16 protein-coding genes and 1 pseudogene are annotated in these 18,908 nt (G+C 70.6%); 9 read left to right on the top strand and 8 right to left on the bottom strand.

What is annotated here, in order from left to right; translation table 11 throughout:
• Positions 1-120 precede the first annotated feature (120 nt).
• Entirely contained in the window at positions 121-1,320 is a 1,200-nt protein-coding gene (hmpA, locus tag F787_RS0102225; RefSeq protein WP_028491196.1) for an NO-inducible flavohemoprotein, read from the bottom strand.
• Positions 1,321-1,503: 183 nt separating this feature from the next.
• Here hmpA and F787_RS0102230 point away from each other — a divergent pair, with 183 nt between their 5' ends.
• The 7 genes from F787_RS0102230 to F787_RS0102260 all read left to right on the top strand — a co-directional run bounded on the left by F787_RS0102230 (position 1,504) and on the right by F787_RS0102260 (position 7,537).
• Entirely contained in the window at positions 1,504-1,902 is a 399-nt protein-coding gene (locus tag F787_RS0102230) for a hypothetical protein (RefSeq protein ID WP_081694073.1), read from the top strand.
• Between the two features lie 2 nt (positions 1,903-1,904).
• Entirely contained in the window at positions 1,905-2,351 is a 447-nt protein-coding gene (locus tag F787_RS0102235) for a glycine cleavage system protein H (RefSeq protein ID WP_018871202.1), read from the top strand.
• 14 nt (positions 2,352-2,365) lie between these two features.
• On the top strand, positions 2,366-3,040 hold the full coding sequence (locus tag F787_RS0102240; RefSeq protein WP_028491198.1) for a thioredoxin family protein: 675 nt from the start codon (positions 2,366-2,368) through the stop codon (positions 3,038-3,040).
• 121 nt (positions 3,041-3,161) lie between these two features.
• The gene (locus tag F787_RS0102245; protein WP_028491199.1) at positions 3,162-5,012 is read left to right on the top strand and encodes a DHH family phosphoesterase; all 1,851 of its coding nucleotides are present in this window, start codon (positions 3,162-3,164) and stop codon (positions 5,010-5,012) included.
• Positions 5,009-5,473 carry a glycine zipper 2TM domain-containing protein gene (locus tag F787_RS0102250; protein WP_018871199.1) on the top strand — a complete coding sequence of 155 codons (465 nt, stop codon included), beginning with the start codon at positions 5,009-5,011 and terminating at the stop codon, positions 5,471-5,473. Before F787_RS0102245 ends, F787_RS0102250 begins: the two co-directional genes overlap by 4 nt.
• 125 nt (positions 5,474-5,598) lie before the next feature.
• The gene (locus tag F787_RS0102255; protein WP_231373388.1) at positions 5,599-6,213 is read left to right on the top strand and encodes a hypothetical protein; all 615 of its coding nucleotides are present in this window, start codon (positions 5,599-5,601) and stop codon (positions 6,211-6,213) included.
• A gap of 64 nt (positions 6,214-6,277) precedes the next feature.
• Positions 6,278-7,537, top strand: a complete 1,260-nt coding sequence (locus F787_RS0102260) for an adenosylhomocysteinase (RefSeq protein ID WP_019570558.1) — start codon at positions 6,278-6,280, stop codon at positions 7,535-7,537.
• Between the two features lie 8 nt (positions 7,538-7,545).
• Here F787_RS0102260 and ribA read toward each other — a convergent pair whose 3' ends face one another.
• Complete coding sequence (gene ribA / locus F787_RS0102265; protein WP_019570559.1) at positions 7,546-8,691, bottom strand: GTP cyclohydrolase II RibA; 1,146 nt, start codon at positions 8,689-8,691, stop codon at positions 7,546-7,548.
• Between the two features lie 104 nt (positions 8,692-8,795).
• Here ribA and F787_RS0102270 point away from each other — a divergent pair, with 104 nt between their 5' ends.
• Positions 8,796-9,602, top strand: coding sequence for a RibD family protein (locus F787_RS0102270; protein ID WP_018871195.1), 807 nt, complete (start codon positions 8,796-8,798; stop codon positions 9,600-9,602).
• A gap of 261 nt (positions 9,603-9,863) precedes the next feature.
• Positions 9,864-10,040 (top strand): annotated as a pseudogene (locus tag F787_RS17320) (serine aminopeptidase domain-containing protein); the annotation flags it as partial.
• A gap of 192 nt (positions 10,041-10,232) precedes the next feature.
• Here the strand turns inward: F787_RS17320 and F787_RS0102275 are convergent.
• The 6 genes from F787_RS0102275 to F787_RS0102300 are packed head-to-tail and all read right to left on the bottom strand — an operon-like array spanning position 10,233 to position 18,902.
• A complete protein-coding gene (locus tag F787_RS0102275) occupies positions 10,233-11,099 on the bottom strand; it encodes a uroporphyrinogen-III synthase (RefSeq protein ID WP_019021048.1) in 867 nt (288 codons plus the stop codon).
• Positions 11,096-12,562, bottom strand: a complete 1,467-nt coding sequence (gene cysG, locus F787_RS0102280; RefSeq protein WP_019021049.1) for a siroheme synthase CysG — start codon at positions 12,560-12,562, stop codon at positions 11,096-11,098. The genes F787_RS0102275 and cysG overlap by 4 nt, the downstream gene beginning before the upstream one ends.
• Positions 12,563-12,564: 2 nt before the next feature.
• A complete protein-coding gene (locus F787_RS0102285; RefSeq protein WP_019021050.1) occupies positions 12,565-15,255 on the bottom strand; it encodes a nitrate reductase in 2,691 nt (896 codons plus the stop codon).
• A 1-nt stretch (position 15,256) separates the two neighbouring features.
• Positions 15,257-15,628, bottom strand: coding sequence for a nitrite reductase small subunit NirD (gene nirD / locus F787_RS0102290; protein WP_019021051.1), 372 nt, complete (start codon positions 15,626-15,628; stop codon positions 15,257-15,259).
• Positions 15,625-18,105: a nitrite reductase large subunit NirB gene (gene nirB / locus F787_RS0102295; RefSeq protein ID WP_019021052.1), complete on the bottom strand. Its 2,481-nt coding sequence runs from the start codon at positions 18,103-18,105 to the stop codon at positions 15,625-15,627. The genes nirD and nirB overlap by 4 nt, the downstream gene beginning before the upstream one ends.
• Positions 18,105-18,902 carry an ABC transporter ATP-binding protein gene (locus F787_RS0102300; RefSeq protein ID WP_019021053.1) on the bottom strand — a complete coding sequence of 266 codons (798 nt, stop codon included), beginning with the start codon at positions 18,900-18,902 and terminating at the stop codon, positions 18,105-18,107. Before F787_RS0102300 ends, nirB begins: the two co-directional genes overlap by 1 nt.
• Positions 18,903-18,908 lie beyond the last annotated feature (6 nt).

Consider the following 18,908-nt stretch of genomic DNA (forward strand, 5'->3'; position numbering starts at 1 on the left):
AGAAAGGCCGGCCCGCGCGCAACGCCGGGGCCGGCCTTTTATTAGCGTTAACTAATTCAGCATACCCGCACCCGCCGGCACGCGTCGAACATCGGGCCCGTCACTCCCATGTCACCGGTGTCATTGGAGCACGTCGGGCCCGAACACCTCGTGGACGATCCGTTCCGGGGGGATACCGGCATCTGTCAGACGATCGCGCTGGTCACGAATGAACGGCAACGGGCCGCTCAGCCGCACCTCCGCCGCGGGCGGCAGCATCTCCGGTGCCAGCCGCGCGGGATCGACGCGCCCGGCGTACTCGTGCGGCTCGCGCGCATCGCCGTCCTCCAGGAACACGGCGACTTTCAGGCGTTCCGGGTGGCGTGCCCGGAGGGCTTCGATTTCCCCCGCGAATGCCCGCACTTCGCGTTCCCGCACGCCGTGCAGCAGGGTCACGGGGCGCGGCACCCCCGCCCGGTCCAGCTCGTGCAGCATCGACAGCAGCGGGGTGATCCCGACGCCCCCGGCGACCAGCACCAGCGGGTGCTCGCCGGGCGGCAGGACAAAGTCGCCGGCGGGCGCGCTGACCTCCACGCAATCGCCCTCGCCCAGCGCGTCGTGCAGCCGACCGGACACCCGGCCATCCGGAGCGCCGTTGCCAGCTTCCCGCTTCACCGAGATTCGCAGGGCGTCGCTGCCCGGCGGGTGGGTCAGGGAATACTGCCGCGGCTGAACGATGCCCTCCTCCGGGAGACCCATGCGGACCGAAACATACTGCCCCGCTCGGTGTTCGGGAATCGCGCCGCCGTCCTCCGGCACCAGCTCGAACGAGGTGATTTCACGGCTTTCGGGCATCTTGCTGCGGATGCGGAAACGCCGCCAGCCGGTCCAGCCGCCGGTCTGCGCGGCCTGTTCATCGTACAGCGACTGTTCGGCGTCGATCAGGATCCGCGCCAGCTCCCAGTACGCCTGTTCCCAGGCCCCGACGATCTCCGGTGTGGCCGCCTCGCCCAGGACCTCGCCCATCGCTCCCAGCAGATGTTCCCCGACGATGGCGTACTGATCCGCGGTCACCCGCAGGCTCACGTGCTTGTGGGCGATCCGGCGCACGGTGTCTTCCAGCACCTGCGGCTCGTCGATGTGCTCGGCCCACGCCATCACTGCCCGGGCCAGGGCCTGCGGCTGTTCACCGGCGGCCTGATGCGCCTGGTTGAAGACGTTCCTGAGCTCCGGATGGGCCTCGAACATCCGGGCATAGAAACGCCGGGTGATGGTTTCGCCGTGCTCCGCCAGCACGGGCACGGTGGATTTGACGATCTCGCGGGTCCCGGATTCCAGCATGCAGACATTCCTCGGTATTCAGGTGGAGCCGGGAACGCTAATCGAAGATGTATGTAATTCGCAAGTTCGATTTTCTTACCGTGGATTGCAACACCCCTTTTTCTCTAGCACATATACGTTGACCCCGACACCTTCCGACTATAAGATTTATTAAGGATCAATTTTTTCGGAATGGAGAAAGGCGTGCTGACGCGCAACCGTCTGTTCATCACCATCGCTCTCGTCTATGCCCTGCTCGGTGGCGGGGTGGCCGTCCTCTGGCTGCTGGCGCCGGGCACGATCACCGGCGATGCGGTGCGCCTGCATGCCCACCTGGTGCTGCTGGGCTTCGTCACCATGATGATCTACGGGATCGGCCTCCATGCCCTGCCCCGCTTTTCGGGACGCAACCTGTTTTCCGAGCGCACCGCCGATGCCCAGTTCGTGCTGGCCAACGCCGGTCTGCCGGCGATGGCCGCCGGCTGGCTGGCCGGCAGCCGCGAGATCCTGCTCGCGGGGGGCCTGCTGACCTGGGCGGCCATGCTGCTGTTCACCCTCAACATCCTGCTCACGGTGCGCCGGCGCGGTCCCGGGGAGGCCTGATCATGAGCGAATATCGCGGCTGCGAGATCCCCGAGGATCTCTACTACGATCTGGATTACCTGTGGGCCCGCGAGGAGGCCGACGGCAGTTTTACCCTGGGGCTGACCGACCCGGCGCAGACCATGGCCGGGCGCCTGCAGTACACCACGTTCAAGCGCCCCGGCACCCACCGCAGGCGCGGCAAGACGCTGGCACGGCTGGAATCCGGCAAATGGGCCGGCGGAGTGCCCGCACCGTTCGACGGCACCATCGAGGAGGTGAATGCCGCGGTGACCGCACAGCCCGACCTGGTCAACCGTGCACCCTACGACGAGGCCTGGCTGCTGCGCCTGCGCCCGGACGACCCCGAGACCGCGCGCGAGCACCTGTACACCGGGGAGCGGGCCCGCGAGTCGCTGGAACAGTGGATCGAACGTTACGGCGTCCAGTGCATGCGCTGCGCCGACTGATCCCGGAGGCACGCATGCGCGTACAGCTTCTTGTCTCTCAGTGGTGCCCCTCCTGCGATTCGGCCGAGGCCGTGTGGAGCCGGATCGCGGCCGAACGCGAGTTCGACTTCAGCGTGGTGGACATGGGCACGCCCGAAGGCCGCGAACTGGTCCAGCGGCTGCGCCTGAAGACCGTCCCCGCACTGGTCGTGGACGGCGAACTGCGCGGGGTCGGTGTGCAGAGTCCGGAGGAGGCGCGCGAAATCGTGGCCGGCACGCCCGAGCGCAGCGGCCACTCGACGCCGGTGGGCATCGCCCTGGCGCCGGCCAGCCGCGCCCATCTGCTGTCCGCGGTCGTATGGCTGGCGATCGCCGGGGGCCTGCTGGCGCTGCACGGCGGCCTGCTGCCAGCCGACGGGCCGTGGCCGGGTGCACTGCATGTCTTCCTGCTCGGCTTTATCACCCCGTTCATCGCCGGACTGGCGGAACACATGATCCCGCGGTTCATGGAGCGCCCGGTGCGCGCGGGCCCGTGGTCCTGGACCCAGTGGGGCCTGCTCAACGCCGGGGCAGCCGTCACCGCCATCGGCGGCTGGCTCGTCGGCCCGGCACTGGCCGCCACCGGGATCGCCCTCGCCACGGCCGGGCTGGCGCTGCTGACCCTGCGCCTGTGGCCGGCCCTGTGGCCCGCGGCGGCGTCCGACCACTGACGGACCGAACCGCTGCCCGGGACGGGCGTTGCCCTGCCCGCGGACGGGACACTTCTCGGCAGACGCCGCGCCCTCTATCCTGTGCGCCCGTTTCCCGACGACCCCCGGTCGCGGTGCCCCGATGTCCAGCACGGATCCCCCGCCTGATCAGAACCTTGCGCCCCCGCCGGAGCCGACCTGGGTCCGGCGCCGGCCGGACCCGGACGTGGAGGCCGCGGCGCGCGCGGCCGGACTGACCCCGCTGCAGGCCCGCCTGATCGCCGCCCGGGTGAGCGAGACCGACCCGGATGTCCTGCGGGCCGGCTTTGTCGAACGCCCGCTGCGCGCCCTGACGCCCCCCGATGCCCTGCCCGATCTGGACACGGCGGCACGGCGCATCCTGCGGGCGCTGGAGGCCGGCGAGACCGTGGCCCTGGAAACCGACCACGACGTCGACGGGGTCACCAGTCACGCGCTTTTGTATCGCGGCCTGACCCGGGTACTGGGTCACCCGGAGGTGCGTCTGCGGTCCTGGATCGGCCACCGGCTGCGCGAGGGCTACGGCCTGTCCGATGCCCTGGCCGACCGTATCCTCGCCGCCCGCCCCCGGCCGGATCTGGTGATCACCGCCGACAACGGCTCCGGCGACGAGGCACGCATCGCCCGCCTGCACGCCGCCGGCATCGACACCATCGTCACCGACCATCACGTGATCCCGACAGACGGCGTGCCCGCCTCGGCGCTGGCCTGCGTCAGCCCGGCGCGCAGCGACAGCCGCTATGGCGACCCCGCCATCGCCGGCTGCATGGTGGCCTGGCTGCTGCTGATGCGCGTCCACCGCCTGCGCCAGCAGGACACCGGCCGCGAGGACGCCGCCGGACGCACGCTGCTGATCGACCTGCTGGCCGAAGTGGCCGCGGGCACTGTGGCCGACTGCGTGACGCTGGGCGACAGCCTCAACAACCGGGTGGTGGTCCATCAGGGCCTGCGGCGCATGAACGCCGACAACGCGCGGCCCTGCTGGCGGGTCGCGGCGCGGCGGCTCACCGGCGGCGAGCGCCCGCTGGACGAATCCGACCTGGCCTTTGGTCTGGGCCCGCGCATCAACGCCCGCGGCCGCCTGGACGAGGCAATGGCCGGGGTCCGCTTCCTGCTGGCGGAGGACGAAGCGGAAGCCGAGCACTGGTGGTCGGCTCTGGACGAGGAGAACGACAATCGGCGCCGCATCGAGCGCGAGCTCACCGTGCGTGCGCGTGAGGAGGCCGCCCGGGCCGCCGCCCGCGGGGTCTCGGGTCTGTGCCTGTGGCTGCCCGACGGCCACCCGGGGGTACACGGCATCATCGCCTCGCGCATGGTCGAGGCCCGCGGCCTGCCGGTGCTGTGCGTATCGCCGGTATGGGAGTGCGACCGGCGGGTGACCGGCTCCGCGCGCGGGGTACCCGGCTTCCATGTCGCCGATGCATTCGCCGCGATGGCCGCCACCGAACCCGATCTGCTGGAGAAATACGGCGGCCACGCGCAGGCAGGCGGCCTGACGCTGGCCCGCGCCGACCGCGAACGCCTGGCTCGTGCCTGGGAACGGGTCTGCGCCGACAGTCAGCGCGAGCACGGCTGGACACCCGGCCCGGTGCTGGAGATCGATGGCGAGGGCCCGTCCCCGCGTGCCCTGGCGGCCGGGACCCTCGAGCAGATCGACGCCCTGGCGCCCTGGGGCCGCGGTTTCCCGCGCCCGGTGTTCGTCTGGGAGGGAGTACTGCGCGGCCTGCGCCGGATGGGCGACGGACGCCATCTGCGGCTGCGTCTGGAGACGGCCGATGGTGACTTGCAGGGGATCTGGTTCAATGCGCTGGAACCGGATGCACGGGATCCGTGGCCGCCGGGAACCCGGATACAGCTTGCGGGGTCTCCTGAATGGAACCATTACAACGGCACGTCAAGGCTGCAGGTCCGCATTCACGCGGCGCGGTGGGCGGCCGTGGGGAGAAAACCATGAAGTTCGTTCGCCAGTCCCTCATCGTCACCATCGTTGGCGGCACCGCCCTGGCCCTGGCCGCCTGCACCCACCCTCCCACCCGCGAACAGACCGGCGCGGTCATCGGCGGCGCGGCCGGGGGCGTCATCGGCAGCCAGATCGGCGGCGGCCGCGGGCAGATGGCCGCCACCATCGCGGGGACCCTCGCCGGTGCGGCCATTGGCGGTGCCATCGGCCGCTCCATGGACGAGGTCGACCGCATGCGCGTGCAGCAGACCCTGGAGACCGCCCCAGACCGCGAAACCCGGGAGTGGCGCAATCCCAACACCGGACAGCAGTACCGGGCCACGCCGAAACGTACCTATGAACGCGACGGCCGCCCGTGCCGCGAATACGAAGTCCTGGCGACCATCGACGGCGAAGCGGAGACCATCACCGGCACCGCCTGCCGCGACGTCTACGGCAACTGGGTCATGCAGTAGCCCGAGGCGGCGCGGGCCGTGCGGCTTCACGCCCGGCTAACGGAATGGCCCATTGGGTATATTGTTCCGCCGTGTGAATTCCCTCAAGGTCTGGCCAAGATCCTGAATCGGAGGGACCTTCACCCATGCATTCACCCATGCATCCGCCCGGGCACCCCGCCCCCCTGCGCGCGGACCTGCCCGGGCCCGCACCGGGCGCGTCCCCCGGGACCCCGTCGCAGGCAGCCGCGTCCGGCGACCTGCTCCGGATCGAGCGGGACGCCCCGCCGGACCTTTGTCTGACCCTCCGGCGCCGACGCTGGTGGCAGCGCCTGCTGCGCCCTTTGCTGGGGCCGCTGGAACGCCCCCTGCCGGATTCACGGCTGACCCGGCGTGTGCGCATTCGCGCCGCCTCTGCAGCGGATCACGAGGCCCTCAGGACCAGCCCCAGCGCGCAGACCGCGCTGGTCGACCTGTTCCGCGCCGAACGCCACTGGCCGGTGGATATCGTGACCGTCGGCTTCGACAACGGCCGGGCGCGGATCGACGGCCGGATTCTCGAACCCCTCGATGAAGAACGGTCGCGGCGGCTGCACGCGGAACTGCATGCTCATCTCGATGCCGCCTCGCATGCCCTGGCGATGACCTTCAAGGGCCGCGCGGGCCGGCGGGCGCAGCGTGCCGCGGGAGCCTCGCCCGTGGTCATGCTCGGCCTGCTCGCCCTGGGCCTGGTGGCCATCCTCGTGGTGGCCCTGCTCTGACGACGGTGGACGTCCCCACCGGGGCGCGGCACACTCCCGCCTTTCGCATTCACGGGAGGACGTCATGGCCGCGGACATCGAACAGGGTCGCCAGAAACTCGCCTGGGCAAGGGAGCACATGCCGGTGCACGCCGCCCTGCGTGAACGCCTCGGCCACAGCCGGCCGCTGGCCGGCATCACCCTGGGTGTCTGCTCTCATGTGGAGGCCAAGACGGGCGTGTTCGTCGAGACGCTCGCCGCCGCCGGCGCCGAGGTAGTGTTCACCGGCAGCGAGCCGGGCTCCAGTCAGGACGATGTGGTCGCCGCCCTCAACGAGCAGGACGGCATCACCGGCTACGCCCGGCGCGGGGTCTCCGAGGCGGAGCTGGAGGCGCTGCACCTACAGGCGCTGGACCACGGACCGACCTTCATCCTCGACGACGCCGCCGAGCTGACCGCGCGGCTGGTCCACCAGCGCCCGGCGCTGCTCGACGGCTTCATCGGCATGTGCGAGCAGACCACCACCGGTGTCCAGCGGCTGCAGGCGATGGCGCGCGCCGACGCCCTGCCGTTCCCCGCCTATGCGGTGAACAACACGCCGATGAAGCACGAGTTCGACAACATCCACGGCACCGGCGAGTCGTCGCTCACCAACCTGCTGCTGACCACCAATCTGCTGCTGGCCGGCAAGCGGGTGGTGGTGGCCGGCTTTGGTGACTGCGGTCTCGGCATCGCCGGCAAGGCGCGGGCACTGGGGGCCCGGGTGGCGATCACCGAGATCGAACCGCGCCAGGCACTGCGCGCCCACATGGCCGGCTTCGAGGTCATGCCAATGCTGGAGGCGGCCGCCTGGGGCGAGATCTTCATCACCACCACCGGCAACCGCGACGTGATCCGCGCCGAGCACTTCGAGGCGATGGCCGACGGCGCGCTGCTGGCCAACGCCGGCCACTTCAACGTGGAGATCGACGCCGAGGCGCTGGCGGGGCTGAGCGTCGAGCCGCCGCACGAAGCGCGGCCGGGCATCATGGAGTATCGCCTGGCCGACGGCCGCCGCCTGCATCTGGTCTGCGAGGGGCGGCTGGTGAATCTGGCCACGCCCACCGCCATGGGCCACCCGGCCGAGGTGATGGATCAGACCTTCGCCATGCAGATCGTCGCCGCCTGCCATCTGGTCGAGCGCGCGGCGGGGCTGGAGCCCGGTGTCCACCCGGTGCCCGACGCGGTGGACCGCGAGGTGGCCGAGCTCAAGCTGGAGACCCTGGGCATCGGCCTCGACACCCTGACCGAGTCGCAGCAGCGCTTCCTCTACGCCTGGCGCGACGATCAGATCAAGGGGGTCTGAGCACCCCCCTAGCCGCGCTCGGCCTCGGCGGCGAGCAGTTCTTCCAGCCAGTGCCCGCCACGATCCGCCTTGGTGCTGAGATAGCGCAGGTTGTGCGGGTTGACGGTGCCGTGCACCGGTTCGCGCGACGCCACCTCGATCCCGCCGGCGCGCAGGGCATCGATCTTGGCGGGGTTGTTGGTCAGCACGCGCACACGCTCGATCCCGAGGAACTCCAGCATCTCCACCGCCGCCTCGTAGCGGCGCCCGTCGGCACCGAAGCCGAGCTGGCAGTCGGAGTCGATGGTGTCCATGCCGGCATGCTGCATGGTGTAGGCGCGCAGCTTGTTGGCCAGACCGATGCCGCGGCCTTCCTGAGCGAGATACAGCAGCACCCCGCCACCGCTGTCGTTGATCATCTTGACCCCGCGACGCAGCTGATCCCCGCAGTCGCAGCGCAGGCTGCCGAACAGGTCGCCGGTCAGGCAGGCCGAATGCAGGCGCACCGGCACCGGATCCGGCCAGCGGCTCGGCTCGCCGATCACCAACGCCACGTGTTCCTGGATCCCGTTGCCCTCGCGAAACAGCATGAACCGGGTCACCGGAGCGTCCGCCAGCGGTACCGGGGCCTCGCTGACATGCGCCAGCTCCAGGCGCGGATGCTCCGCCACCTCGCGCGCCTGCGCGGCGTCCACGTCCAGCAGCATGCCGTCGGCCACCGCCGAGGCGATCGCCTCGGGCTCCGGATCGGGGATGAAGGCCGTCACCACCGCCGGCAGCAGCCGACCGGCGCGCACCAGCTCCAGCGCGGCGGCCTCGCTCTCGGCGGCGCGCTGGAGCACCGCGCCTTCCAGCAGGCGGGCGGCGGAACTGGCATCATCGGAGCCTTCGGGCGCGCTGGCGAGGACAAACAGCGATTCCGGATCCACCGTGCCGGTCGGCTGCAGTGCCACGCCTTCCCAGCCTTCTTCCAGCGGTTGCGGCCAGCCCATTGCCGACGCCCGGTGGGGGGTTAGAATCAGGCGGGGGCGTCCGCCGGTCATCACGGTCAGACGATCGAGCTGTCCCGGTGTCAGGCCCTCGACGGCCGCTGCAAGGACATCCGTTCCGGAACCGCTGACACGAATCGGATGGCCCCGGCGAAGGTCAAAGATCCCGCGATCGGCGTTGTGCATCGGGTACTTCCATACGGAGTCGGGTTGATGAAGTTAGCTCCTCGAACGGTCAGACTACCCCAACTGCCCCGCCGCCGTCCCCAAACCCTGCTCGGGGAGAAGCCATGAGCGAAGAAATCATCACCGAAGCGCGAGCCTGGCGATGGCTGCTGACCCGCTGTGACAATGCGGCCTGCCAGCCCCTGCCGGGCCCGCTGGCCCCGGCCGCCCACGAGGTCCTGGACCTCTACGGCCCGATCCTCGAACCCGACACCATCGCCATCGGCCAGCTGGGACAGAGCCTCGACGGACGGATCGCCACGCATACCGGGCACTCCCAGTACGTGACCGGACCGGAGGACATCCGCCACCTGCACCGACTGCGGGCCCTGGTGGATGCCATCGTGGTGGGCGCCGGCACCGTGGCCAGCGACGACCCGCAGCTGACGGTACGCGAGGTCGAGGGCCGCAATCCGCTGCGCGTGGTGCTGGACCCCGAAGGCCGCCTCGCGGCCGATCACAAGGTGTTCGCGGCCGGCGGGCCGACCACCCTGGTCCTGCACAAGCCCGGGCATGCTCCGGATCACCTGCCGGCCCACGTGGAACGCGCGGAGCTGCCCGTCGAGACGGTCATGGCCGACGGCGAACAGCGCGAACGCTTTGCCCCCCGCCGGGTGCGCGACCACCTCGAGGCACGCGGCCTGAACCGCCTGCTGGTGGAGGGCGGCGGACGCACGGTCTCGCGCTTCCTGGCCGCCGACACCCTGGATCGCCTGCATCTCACCATCGCCCCGATGATCATCGGCTCCGGCCGCCCGGGCATCACCCTGCCCCCGATCGACTCGCTGTCGCGGGCGCTGCGACCGCCGTTTCGCGAGTTCCGGCTGGGCGGCGACAACCTCTATGACCTGGACCTGCGCAGCAAGCCCTGACCCCCCGCCGCCTCCGGAGCGCGCATGACACGCCTCGCCCGCCTCATCCCGGCACTGCTGGTCGGCCTGCTGCTCGGTGGCTGCGCCGCCACGCCCGCCGGCCTTCCCGCACCGGCCACCGAGAATCCCGAGCCCGCACGGCTGGAACAGGGTCTGGCCCGGATGCCCGACGGGAGCGAACTGCCGCTGCGCCGCTGGGGTCCGCGCGAGCCCGAACGGGTGGTCCTGGCCCTGCACGGTTTCAATGACTACGGCGGCAGCATGCACGCCCTCGCACGCCCGCTGGCCGCCAGCGGCATTGCGGTCTACGCCCCGGACCAGCGCGGCTTCGGCCGCACCGACTCGGCCGGGTACTGGGCCGGCCACACGGCCCTGGCCGTCGACGCCCGCGCCCTGCTCCGCGCCCTGGACGAACGTTACACGGACCTGCGCCCGTACGTGGTCGGCAAGAGCATGGGCGCGGCGGTGGCGACCCTGGCGGTGACCGGCGAGCCGGCACCGGCCGCAAGGGCGGAGCCGGCCATCCAGCGCAGGAAGGATCGGCGCGAACGCCGTGTGGACGTTGGTTTCATGGCCCGGATCACCGCAGGGGATTCAATCCGTGGGCCATCCGCCCGGGCCACAAGTTCCCTACGCAGCCGCCCGCAGATGCCGGGTAAGCGCCGAGACCAGCGGCTTCATGAAGTAGCGGCCTTCGGGGACCACCGCGGGAGAAATGCCGTGGGTGCGCAGTTCCTCGGCCACCACCGGGCCGATCGCGGCGACGACGGTCCGGCCGAGCGCTGCCAGCAGCGTGTCCTGATGCCCCGAGTCACGGGCGACACGCAGCAGGCGCCGCACCTGGGCCTGGCTGGTGAAGGCGATCGCATCCACCTCCCCCGCGATCAGGGCCTCGATCAGCCCGGTCACGCGCCCGGTCGCGGCGGCGTCCGCATAGCGGTAGGGCCAGACGGGAAAGACCTCGGCGCCCGCCTGCTCCAGGAACTCGAGCAGGCGGCGGTTGGGTTCCGCGCCGTAGAGCTGCACCCCGATACGCTGCCCGGCCAGATGCTGCCCGGCCCGATCCTGTCCGGAAAGGGTTTCGATGATGCCCTCGGTCGTCGGTGTGGCCGCGATCGCATCCGGCCGCACGCCGAAGGGCTTCATTGCCCGCCCCGGCTTGGGGCCGCGCACCAGGGTCGGCGTCCGCGCCACGGCCGCCAGCCAGGCGTCCTCGCGTTCGGCACTCCGGGCAAAACCGGTCAGGCGGGTGAAGCCCTCGCCGGTCAGGAAGATCAGGCGGTCGAACGGCGCCTCGATCGCCCGGTGCAGCCAGGCCTCGATCGCCGTGCGGTCGGGGCTGTCGTGGATCGCGATAAGGGGACAGCGCCAGACCTCGGCCCCGCGCCGCTCCAGCAGACCGGCGAAGACCTCCAGCGCCCGGCTCTCAGGCAAGGCGACGCGGCGACCCGCGAGGCCACTGGCCGCCACCTCCGGCAGGACGGATGCGGCCGTCACGCCGCGCTCGCCGCCGCGGCCCGCGACCCCGGCCCCGACATCGGCATCGGCTGCGGAAACACCGTGGCGGCCCCGGCATCCGGCTGGAACCAGGCCAGACGCGCGTGGCAGGCCGCTACCTCGCCGATCACGATCAGGCTGGGCGAACCCACCTGCTCGCGCTCGGCACGCGCGGCCAGCTTATCCAGCGTGCCGCTGACCACGCGCTGGCGGGCGGTGGTGCCGTTCTCGATGATCGCCGCCGGGGTCTGCCCGGCGCGGCCGGCACCCTTCAGCCCCCGGCAGATCTCGCCCACGCCCTTGCGGCCCATGTAGAACACCAGGGTCTCGCGGGTACTGGTCAGCTGCGACCAGTCCACATCCAGCCGCCCTTCGCGGGTATGGCCGGTGATGAACCGCACCGACTGAGCATGGTCGCGGTGGGTCAGCGGTATGCCGGCATAGGCGGCGCAGCCGCTGGCCGCGGTAATGCCGGGGACGACCTGGTAGGCCACGCCGTCGCGCGCCAGCACATCCAGCTCCTCGCCGCCCCGGCCGAACACGAACGGGTCGCCGCCCTTCAGCCGCGCCACGCGCTTGCCCTCGCGCGCCAGTCGGGAGAGCAGCGCGCTGATCTCCTCCTGCGGCACGCAGTGATGGTCGCGCTCCTTGCCGACATAGAAGCGCTCGGCCTCGCGCCGGGCCAGGTTCACCACCTCGGAGGACACCAGCCGGTCGTAGACGACCACATCCGCCTGCTGCAGCAGGCGCAGCGCGCGAAAGGTCAGCAGGTCGGGATCGCCCGGCCCGGCGCCGATCAGGTAGACCTCGCCCGGCGTGCGGGCCGAGGCATCCGCCAGCTCCTGCTCCAGGCGCGCCTCGGCCGCGTCCATGCGCCCGGCCAGGGCGAACTCGGTGGCTGGCCCGGCAAAGGCCCGTTCCCAGAACGCGCGGCGCGCGTTCACGCTGTCAAAGTGGGTGCGCACCCGGTCGCGCAGACGCCCGGCGAGATCGGCGAGCCGGCCATAGCCGGCCGGGATCAGGCTCTCGATCTTCGCGCGCAGCAGGCGCACCAGCACCGGGGCGCGGCCACCGGAGCCGATCGCGATGGTCAGCGGCCCGCGCTCCACGATCGCCGGCAGGATGAAGCTGCACAGCTCGGGCTGGTCGGCCACGTTCACCGGGATCGAACGCGCGATGCAGTCCTCCGAGACCTGACGGTTCACCGCCGCGTCGTCGGTCGCGGCGATCACGATCGCCACCCCCGCCAGGCATTCGGTGTCATAGATCCCCGGATCGCGGCGGATCGCCCCCGGTTGTTCGCGCAGCAGGCGCTCGGCGGCGGCGCTGTACTCGGGGGCCCGCAGGCGCACCCGCGCCCCGGCCTCCAGCAGCAGCGCGGCCTTGCGCGTGGCCACCGGCCCGGCCCCGACCACCAGGGCCTCGCGGCCGTGCAACTGCATATAGATCGGCAGGTGTTCCATGCTTATCCCTCCCGCGCCACGGGGTCCGTGGGCGCCTCGGCTTCTTCATTCAACAGGGTCTGGATCTCGGGGCTACAGGAGCCGCAGTTGGTCCCGGCCTCGAGGGCCGCACCGACGGCCTCGCAGGTGGCCAGCCCCTGCTCGCGGATCGCGGCCCGGATACGCGTCTCGTCCACGCCGAAGCAGGCGCAGACCATGCGTCCGCGCGCGGCCTGGCCGTTCGGCGGTCGCCCGGTCAGGAGCGCCATGCGCTCGGTATCGCTGATCGTCTCGGCCGCGAACAGGCCGGCCAGCCACTCGCGCTCGGGCAAGCCCCGGTCGGGGCCCGCGAACAGCACGCAGGCGAGCCGGCCCTCGTGAATCCGCGCGGCGCGATAGCGTCCCCCGGCGGGGTCGGCGAACTCCAGCCATTCCCCCGGCCCGTCCAGGCGCTCGCGCCACGCATCCATCGTGGGCGGTGCGCCCCGCCCGGCCAGTTCGGTGCGCAGGTGTCGGGGACCGCGGGCGGTGACCGCATAGTCCGCCTCCGGCGCGGCGATCGGCTCGCGGCTCAGCACGAAGCCGTGCCAGTCCAGCGTCGCCGGGCGGGCGGCCACGGCCGTATGCTTGAACGCTGGCTGCCCGGAGACCGGGTCGACATGCGCGGGCACCAGCGCATCGACTCGGGCGAGCCGCGCGATCGGCCGGCTCCAGTGCATGGGCACGAACACGCTGCCCGGGCGCTGCTCGCGGCTCACCTGCACCCGCGCGAGCAGACGACCGTGGCGACTGGTCACCTCGGCGAGATCGCCGGCCTGGACCCGGAACAGTCCGGCATCCACCGGATGGATCTCGACGAACGGTTCCGGCTGATGCGCACTCAGGCGCGGGGTGCGTGCGGTCCGGGTCATGCTGTGCCACTGGTCGCGGATGCGGCCGGTGTTCAGGCGCAGCGGATACTCGGCATCGACTGGGTCGGTCGGAGTCTGGGGGGTCACGGCCGCGAGCTGCGCGCGGCCGCTGGCGGTAAAGAAACGGCCATCGGCATAGAGGTGTTCGGCGCCCGTCCGACTCCCCGCCGGCAGCGGCCACTGCACCGGCTCCAGGGCGTCGTACTCGGCGTCGGACAGCCCGGCCAGCGCGCCGATGTCGAAGTCGCGCGTGCCGTGGTTCTCGAAGGCGGACAGCGCCGCATGCTCGCGGAAGACCTCGCCCGGGCGGGTATAGGGAAAGGCGTCGGCGAAACCCAGGCGCTGCGCGACCCGGGCCAGCGCCCACCAGTCGTGGCGGGCCTCGCCCGGGGGCGCCCGGAACGGGCGCTGGCGCGAGATGCGGCGCTCGGAGTTGGTTACCGTGCCGTCCTTCTCGCCCCAGGTGGTCGCCGGCAGCAGGACGTCGGCTACCCGCGTGGTCTCGGTCTCGCGCACGCAGTCGGAGACCACGACCAGCGGGCATGCGGCCAGGGCCTGCTCGAAGCGCGCGGCCTCGGGCAGGCTGAACAGCGGATTGGTGCCGATGATCCAGACCGCCTTCACCTGCCCCGACTCGACCGCGCGGAACAGGTCCAGCGCCTTCAGCCCCGGCTGGCGCGCGAGGTTCGGTGCGCCCCAGAAACGTCCGACCCGGTCCAGGGCCGCGTCGTCGAAGCCCATGTGGGCTGCCAGCTGGCTGGCCAGTCCGCCGACCTCGCGCCCGCCCATCGCGTTCGGCTGGCCCGTCAGCGAGAACGGGCCCATGCCCGCGCGCCCGATACGGCCGGTGGCCAGGTGCACATTGAGGATCGTCCCGGCCTTGTCCACGCCGCTGTCGGACTGGTTGATGCCCTGGCAGAAGGCGGTCACGGTGCGTTCGGTACGGGCAAACCACTGGAAGAACGTTGCCACCGCCTCCGGCTCCAGTTCGCAGGCCTCGGCGGTCGCGGCGATCGACGGGCTGGAGGCCCGCGCGGCCGCCAGGGCGTCGGCGAAGCCGTCGACATGCCGCTCCAGGAAGCCAGGGTCCAGCGCATCCTCCCGGCGCAGATGGTCCAGCAGGCCGTTGAACAGCCAGGCATCCGTACCCGGCGCCAGCGGCAGGTGCAGGTCGGCCGCCTGGGCGGTGGCCGTACGCCGCGGGTCGATCACCACCAGCTTCATCTCCGGGCGCGCCGCGCGGGCGGCCTGCAGGCGCTGGAACAGGACCGGGTGGGCCCAGGCCATGTTGGAGCCCGTCACCACGACCAGATCGGCCTGCTCGAGGTCGGTATAGCTCCCCGGCACGCCATCCACCCCGAAGGCGCGGGTATGGGCGGCCACGGCGGTGGACATGCAGAGCCGGGAGTTGGTATCGATATTGGCCAAACCGATGAAGCCCTTCATCAGCTTGTTGGCGACGTAGTAGTCCTCGGTCAGGATCTGCCCGGAGACGTACAGGGCGACCGCATCCGGCCCGTGTGCCGCGATGGTCTCGCGAAAGCCGTTCGCCACATGATCCAGCGCGGTCTCCCAGTCGACACGCCGCCCGCCGATCTCCGGGTGCAGCAGCCGGCCCTCGTCGTCGAGGGTCTCGGCCAGTGCCGCGCCCTTGGAGCACAGGCGACCGGCATTCGCCGGATGGGCGGGGTCGCCGCGCACCGCGACCGGAAACTCGCCTTCCGGCGTCGCGGTCACCTCCACGCCGCAGCCCACCCCGCAATAGGGGCAGGTCGTACGGGTGACCGACTGTTCCGCAGCCATCTCAGCCCGCCTCGCGGCAGGCGGACGGCACCGCCGCGGAATCGTCCGCAGCGTTGGCCGTGGCGCCGGAGAGGTCCAGCCACACCTGACCGTCGGTCACCCGGATCGGGAAGGCATGGGTGCACCCACTGTCCGCCCCGGTGGCCTCGCCGGACTGCAGGTCGATCACCCAGTTGTGCAGCGGGCAGGTCACGCGCTCGCCGTGGACGATGCCCTGCGACAGTGGCCCGCCCTTGTGCGGGCACTGGTCGCGCAGGGCAAACACGCGGTCATCCGCAGTGCGGAACACGGCGATGTCGCCGTTCGGGCCCGCCACCACGCGTGCACCCAGCGGCGGGATGTCCTCGAGCGGACAGATCGCAAGCCAGCTCATGCCGACACCCCCTGGCGCGGGGCCGCGTCCACCGGCTTGATCGGGATGAACTCGTGCGCCGCATGCCCGGCGGCGCGTTCGGCCCAGGGGTCCACCTGCGCCACCTCCTGCGACTCCAGGAAGCGGGCGTACAGCGCCGCGCGGTTCTCGGCGTCGTCCACCAGGCGTTCCTTCACCCGGGTCAGGCCGACGCGCTCGATCCACGGGGCGGTGCGCTCCAGGTAGCGCGCATCTTCGCGGTAGAACTGCATGAAGGCCCCGGCGTATTCGAGCACCTCGACCTCGGTCTCCACCTTGCAGAGGAAGTCGGTGGCGCGCACCTTCACCCCGCCGTTGCCGCCCACGTGCAGCTCGTAGCCCGAGTCCACGCAGACCACGCCCAGGTCCTTGATCGTGGCCTCGGCGCAGTTACGCGGACAGCCGGAGACCGCCATCTTGAACTTGTGTGGCGTCCAGGAGCCCCAGGTCATCCGCTCCAGCTGGATGCCGAGTCCGGTCGAGTCCTGGGTGCCGAAGCGGCACCACTCGGAGCCAACACAGGTCTTCACCGTGCGCAGGGCCTTGCCGTAGGCATGGCCGGAGACAAACCCGGCGGCGCCGAGATCGCGCCACATCGCCGGCAGGTCGGCCTTCTGCACCCCCAGCAGGTCGATGCGCTGGCCGCCGGTGAACTTGACCGTGGGCACCTGGTAGCGCTCGGCCACCTCGGCAATCGCGCGCAGCTCGGCCGGCGTGGTCACTCCGCCCCAGATGCGCGGCACGACGGAATACGTTCCGTCCTTCTGGATGTTGCCGTGCGCGCGCTCGTTGATGAAGCGCGACTGGGCGTCGTCCTGGTAGTCCTTCGGCCAGGCCGCCAGCAGGTAGTAGTTGAGCGCCGGACGGCAGACATGGCAGCCGTTCGGGGTCTTCCAGTCGAGGGCCTCGAACACCGCGTCCATGGTCTTCAGGCCGTCGCGGGCAATGGCCGCGCGCACCTCGTCGTGGCTGTGGTCGGTGCAGGCGCAGACCGGCTTTTTCGCCGGGGCGTCGGAGTAGTCTCCACCCAGCGTGGTGGCGAGCACGGACTCCACCAGCCCGGTGCAGGACCCACAGGAGTTCGACGCCTTGGTGTGGGCGCGCACGTCCTCCAGCGTGAACAGCTTGTGCTCGCTGATTGCCTGGACGATCTCGCCCTTGCACACGCCGTTGCAGCCGCAGATCTCGGCCTCGTCGGGCATGGCCGCGACCCGCGAGGCCTCGTCGCCGTGGCCGGAGTCGCCGATATGCGCCTGGCCGAACAGCAGGTTCTCGCGGATGTCGGCCACTGGCGTGGCGTCGCGCATCAGCTGGAAGTACCAGGAGCCGTCCAGGGTATCGCCGTACAGCACGACCCCCTGGATGCGGTTGTCCTTCAGCACCAGGCGCTTGTAGACGCCGCGCGCGGCATCCTTGAACACCAGGTCCTCGGTGGTCTCGTCACCGGTGAAGTCGCCGGCGGAGAACAGGTCGATCCCGGTCACCTTCAGCTTGGTGGAGGTCATCGAGCCCTCGTAGCGCCCGATACCGTACTCGGCCAGGTGGTTGGCGCAGACCTTTGCCTGTTCCCACAAGGGCGCGACCAGGCCATAGGTGGCGCCGCGGTGCTGCACGCACTCGCCGACCGCGTAGATCGACGGGTCATAGGTCTGCATGGTGTCGTTCACCACCACGCCGCGCTCGCAGTGCAGCCCGGCGGACGCGGCCAGCGCCGTGTTCGGGCGGATGCCGACCGCCATCACCACCAGATCCGCCTCGACCTCGCTGCCGTCGGTGAAGCGCACACCGGTGACGCGGCCCTCGCCCAGGATCGTCTCGGTCTGATGCGCCATGCGAAAACGCATGCCGCGCTCCTCCAGCGAGCCGCGCAGCATCCCGGCGGCCTCGGCATCCAGCTGGCGCTCCATCAGGTGCTCCATCAGGTGCACCACGGTGACCTCCATGCCCTGGCGCATCAGGCCGTTGGCGGCCTCCAGGCCCAGCAGGCCGCCGCCGATCACCACCGCATGCTTGTGTGCGCGGCTGGCCGCGAGCATCGCGTCCACGTCGTGGATGTCGCGGAAAGCGACCACGCCCTCCAGTTCATGCCCCGGCACCGGGATCATCACCGGGTCGGAGCCGGTCGCCAGCAGCAGGCGGTCATAGGGCGCCTCGGTGCCGTCCTCGGCGATCACCCGCCGGTTCACGCGGTCGATCCGTTCGATGCGTCGGCCCTTGTGCAGGGTGATGCCGCGCTCGGCATACCAGGCATCGTCGTTCAGCATGATCTCGTCGACGGTCTTCTCCGAGGCCAGCACCGGCGAGAGCATGATGCGGTTGTAGTTGCCCCAGGGCTCGGCACCGAACACGGTGATGTCGTACATGTCCGGCTTGAGCTTCAGCAGCTCCTCGACCGTGCGCATCCCGGCCATGCCGTTGCCGATCAGGACCAGCCGCGGCTTGTCGTTCGCGGTATCCATCACGCGGCCTCCGACTCGGGATTCTTGTGACGCTCGTGGAGGAAGCGCAGCACCTCGGCCCGGTAGTGGTTGTACTGCGCGTTGTCGGCCATCACCAGGCGCTCGCGCGGCTTTGGCAGGTCGATCTCCAGGATCTCGCCGATGGTCGCGGCCGGGCCGTTGGTCATCATCACGATGCGGTCGGACAGCAGCACCGCCTCGTCCACGTCGTGGGTGACCATCAGCACGGTGTTGCCCAGATCCGACCGCAGCTTCATGACCTCGTCCTGCAGATGTGCCCGGGTCAGCGCATCCAGCGCGCCGAACGGTTCATCCATCAGCAGGACCTTGGGCTCCATCGCCAGCGCCCGGGCGATCCCGACGCGCTGCTTCATACCCCCGGAGATCTCACCGGGGTACTGATCCTTCGCGTGGGTCATGTGGACACGTTCGAGATTCTCCAGCGTCCAGGCGTCGCGCTCGGCCTGGGGAGCTCCGCGGCGCACTTTGTCAACGGCCAGACGGACATTCTCGTACACCGTCATCCAGGGCAGCAGGGAGTGGTTCTGGAACACCACGGCACGCTCTGGCCCGGGTTCCACTACCTCGCGCTCTTCCAGAAGAACGCCCCCAGTGGTTGCGCGCAGCAGCCCAGCCACGATGTTCAGAACGGTGGACTTGCCACAGCCGGAATGCCCGATGATGGATACGAATTCGCCTTTCTGGACCTTCAGATTCACGTTGTTCAGCACGTTGAGCGGCCCGCGTGGAGTCGCAAACGTCATGTCCAGATAATCGAGATTGAGATAGTGACTCATGTGTTT

This window comes from Thioalkalivibrio sp. ALE19, assembly GCF_000428605.1.
Taxonomy (GTDB): domain Bacteria; phylum Pseudomonadota; class Gammaproteobacteria; order Ectothiorhodospirales; family Ectothiorhodospiraceae; genus Thioalkalivibrio.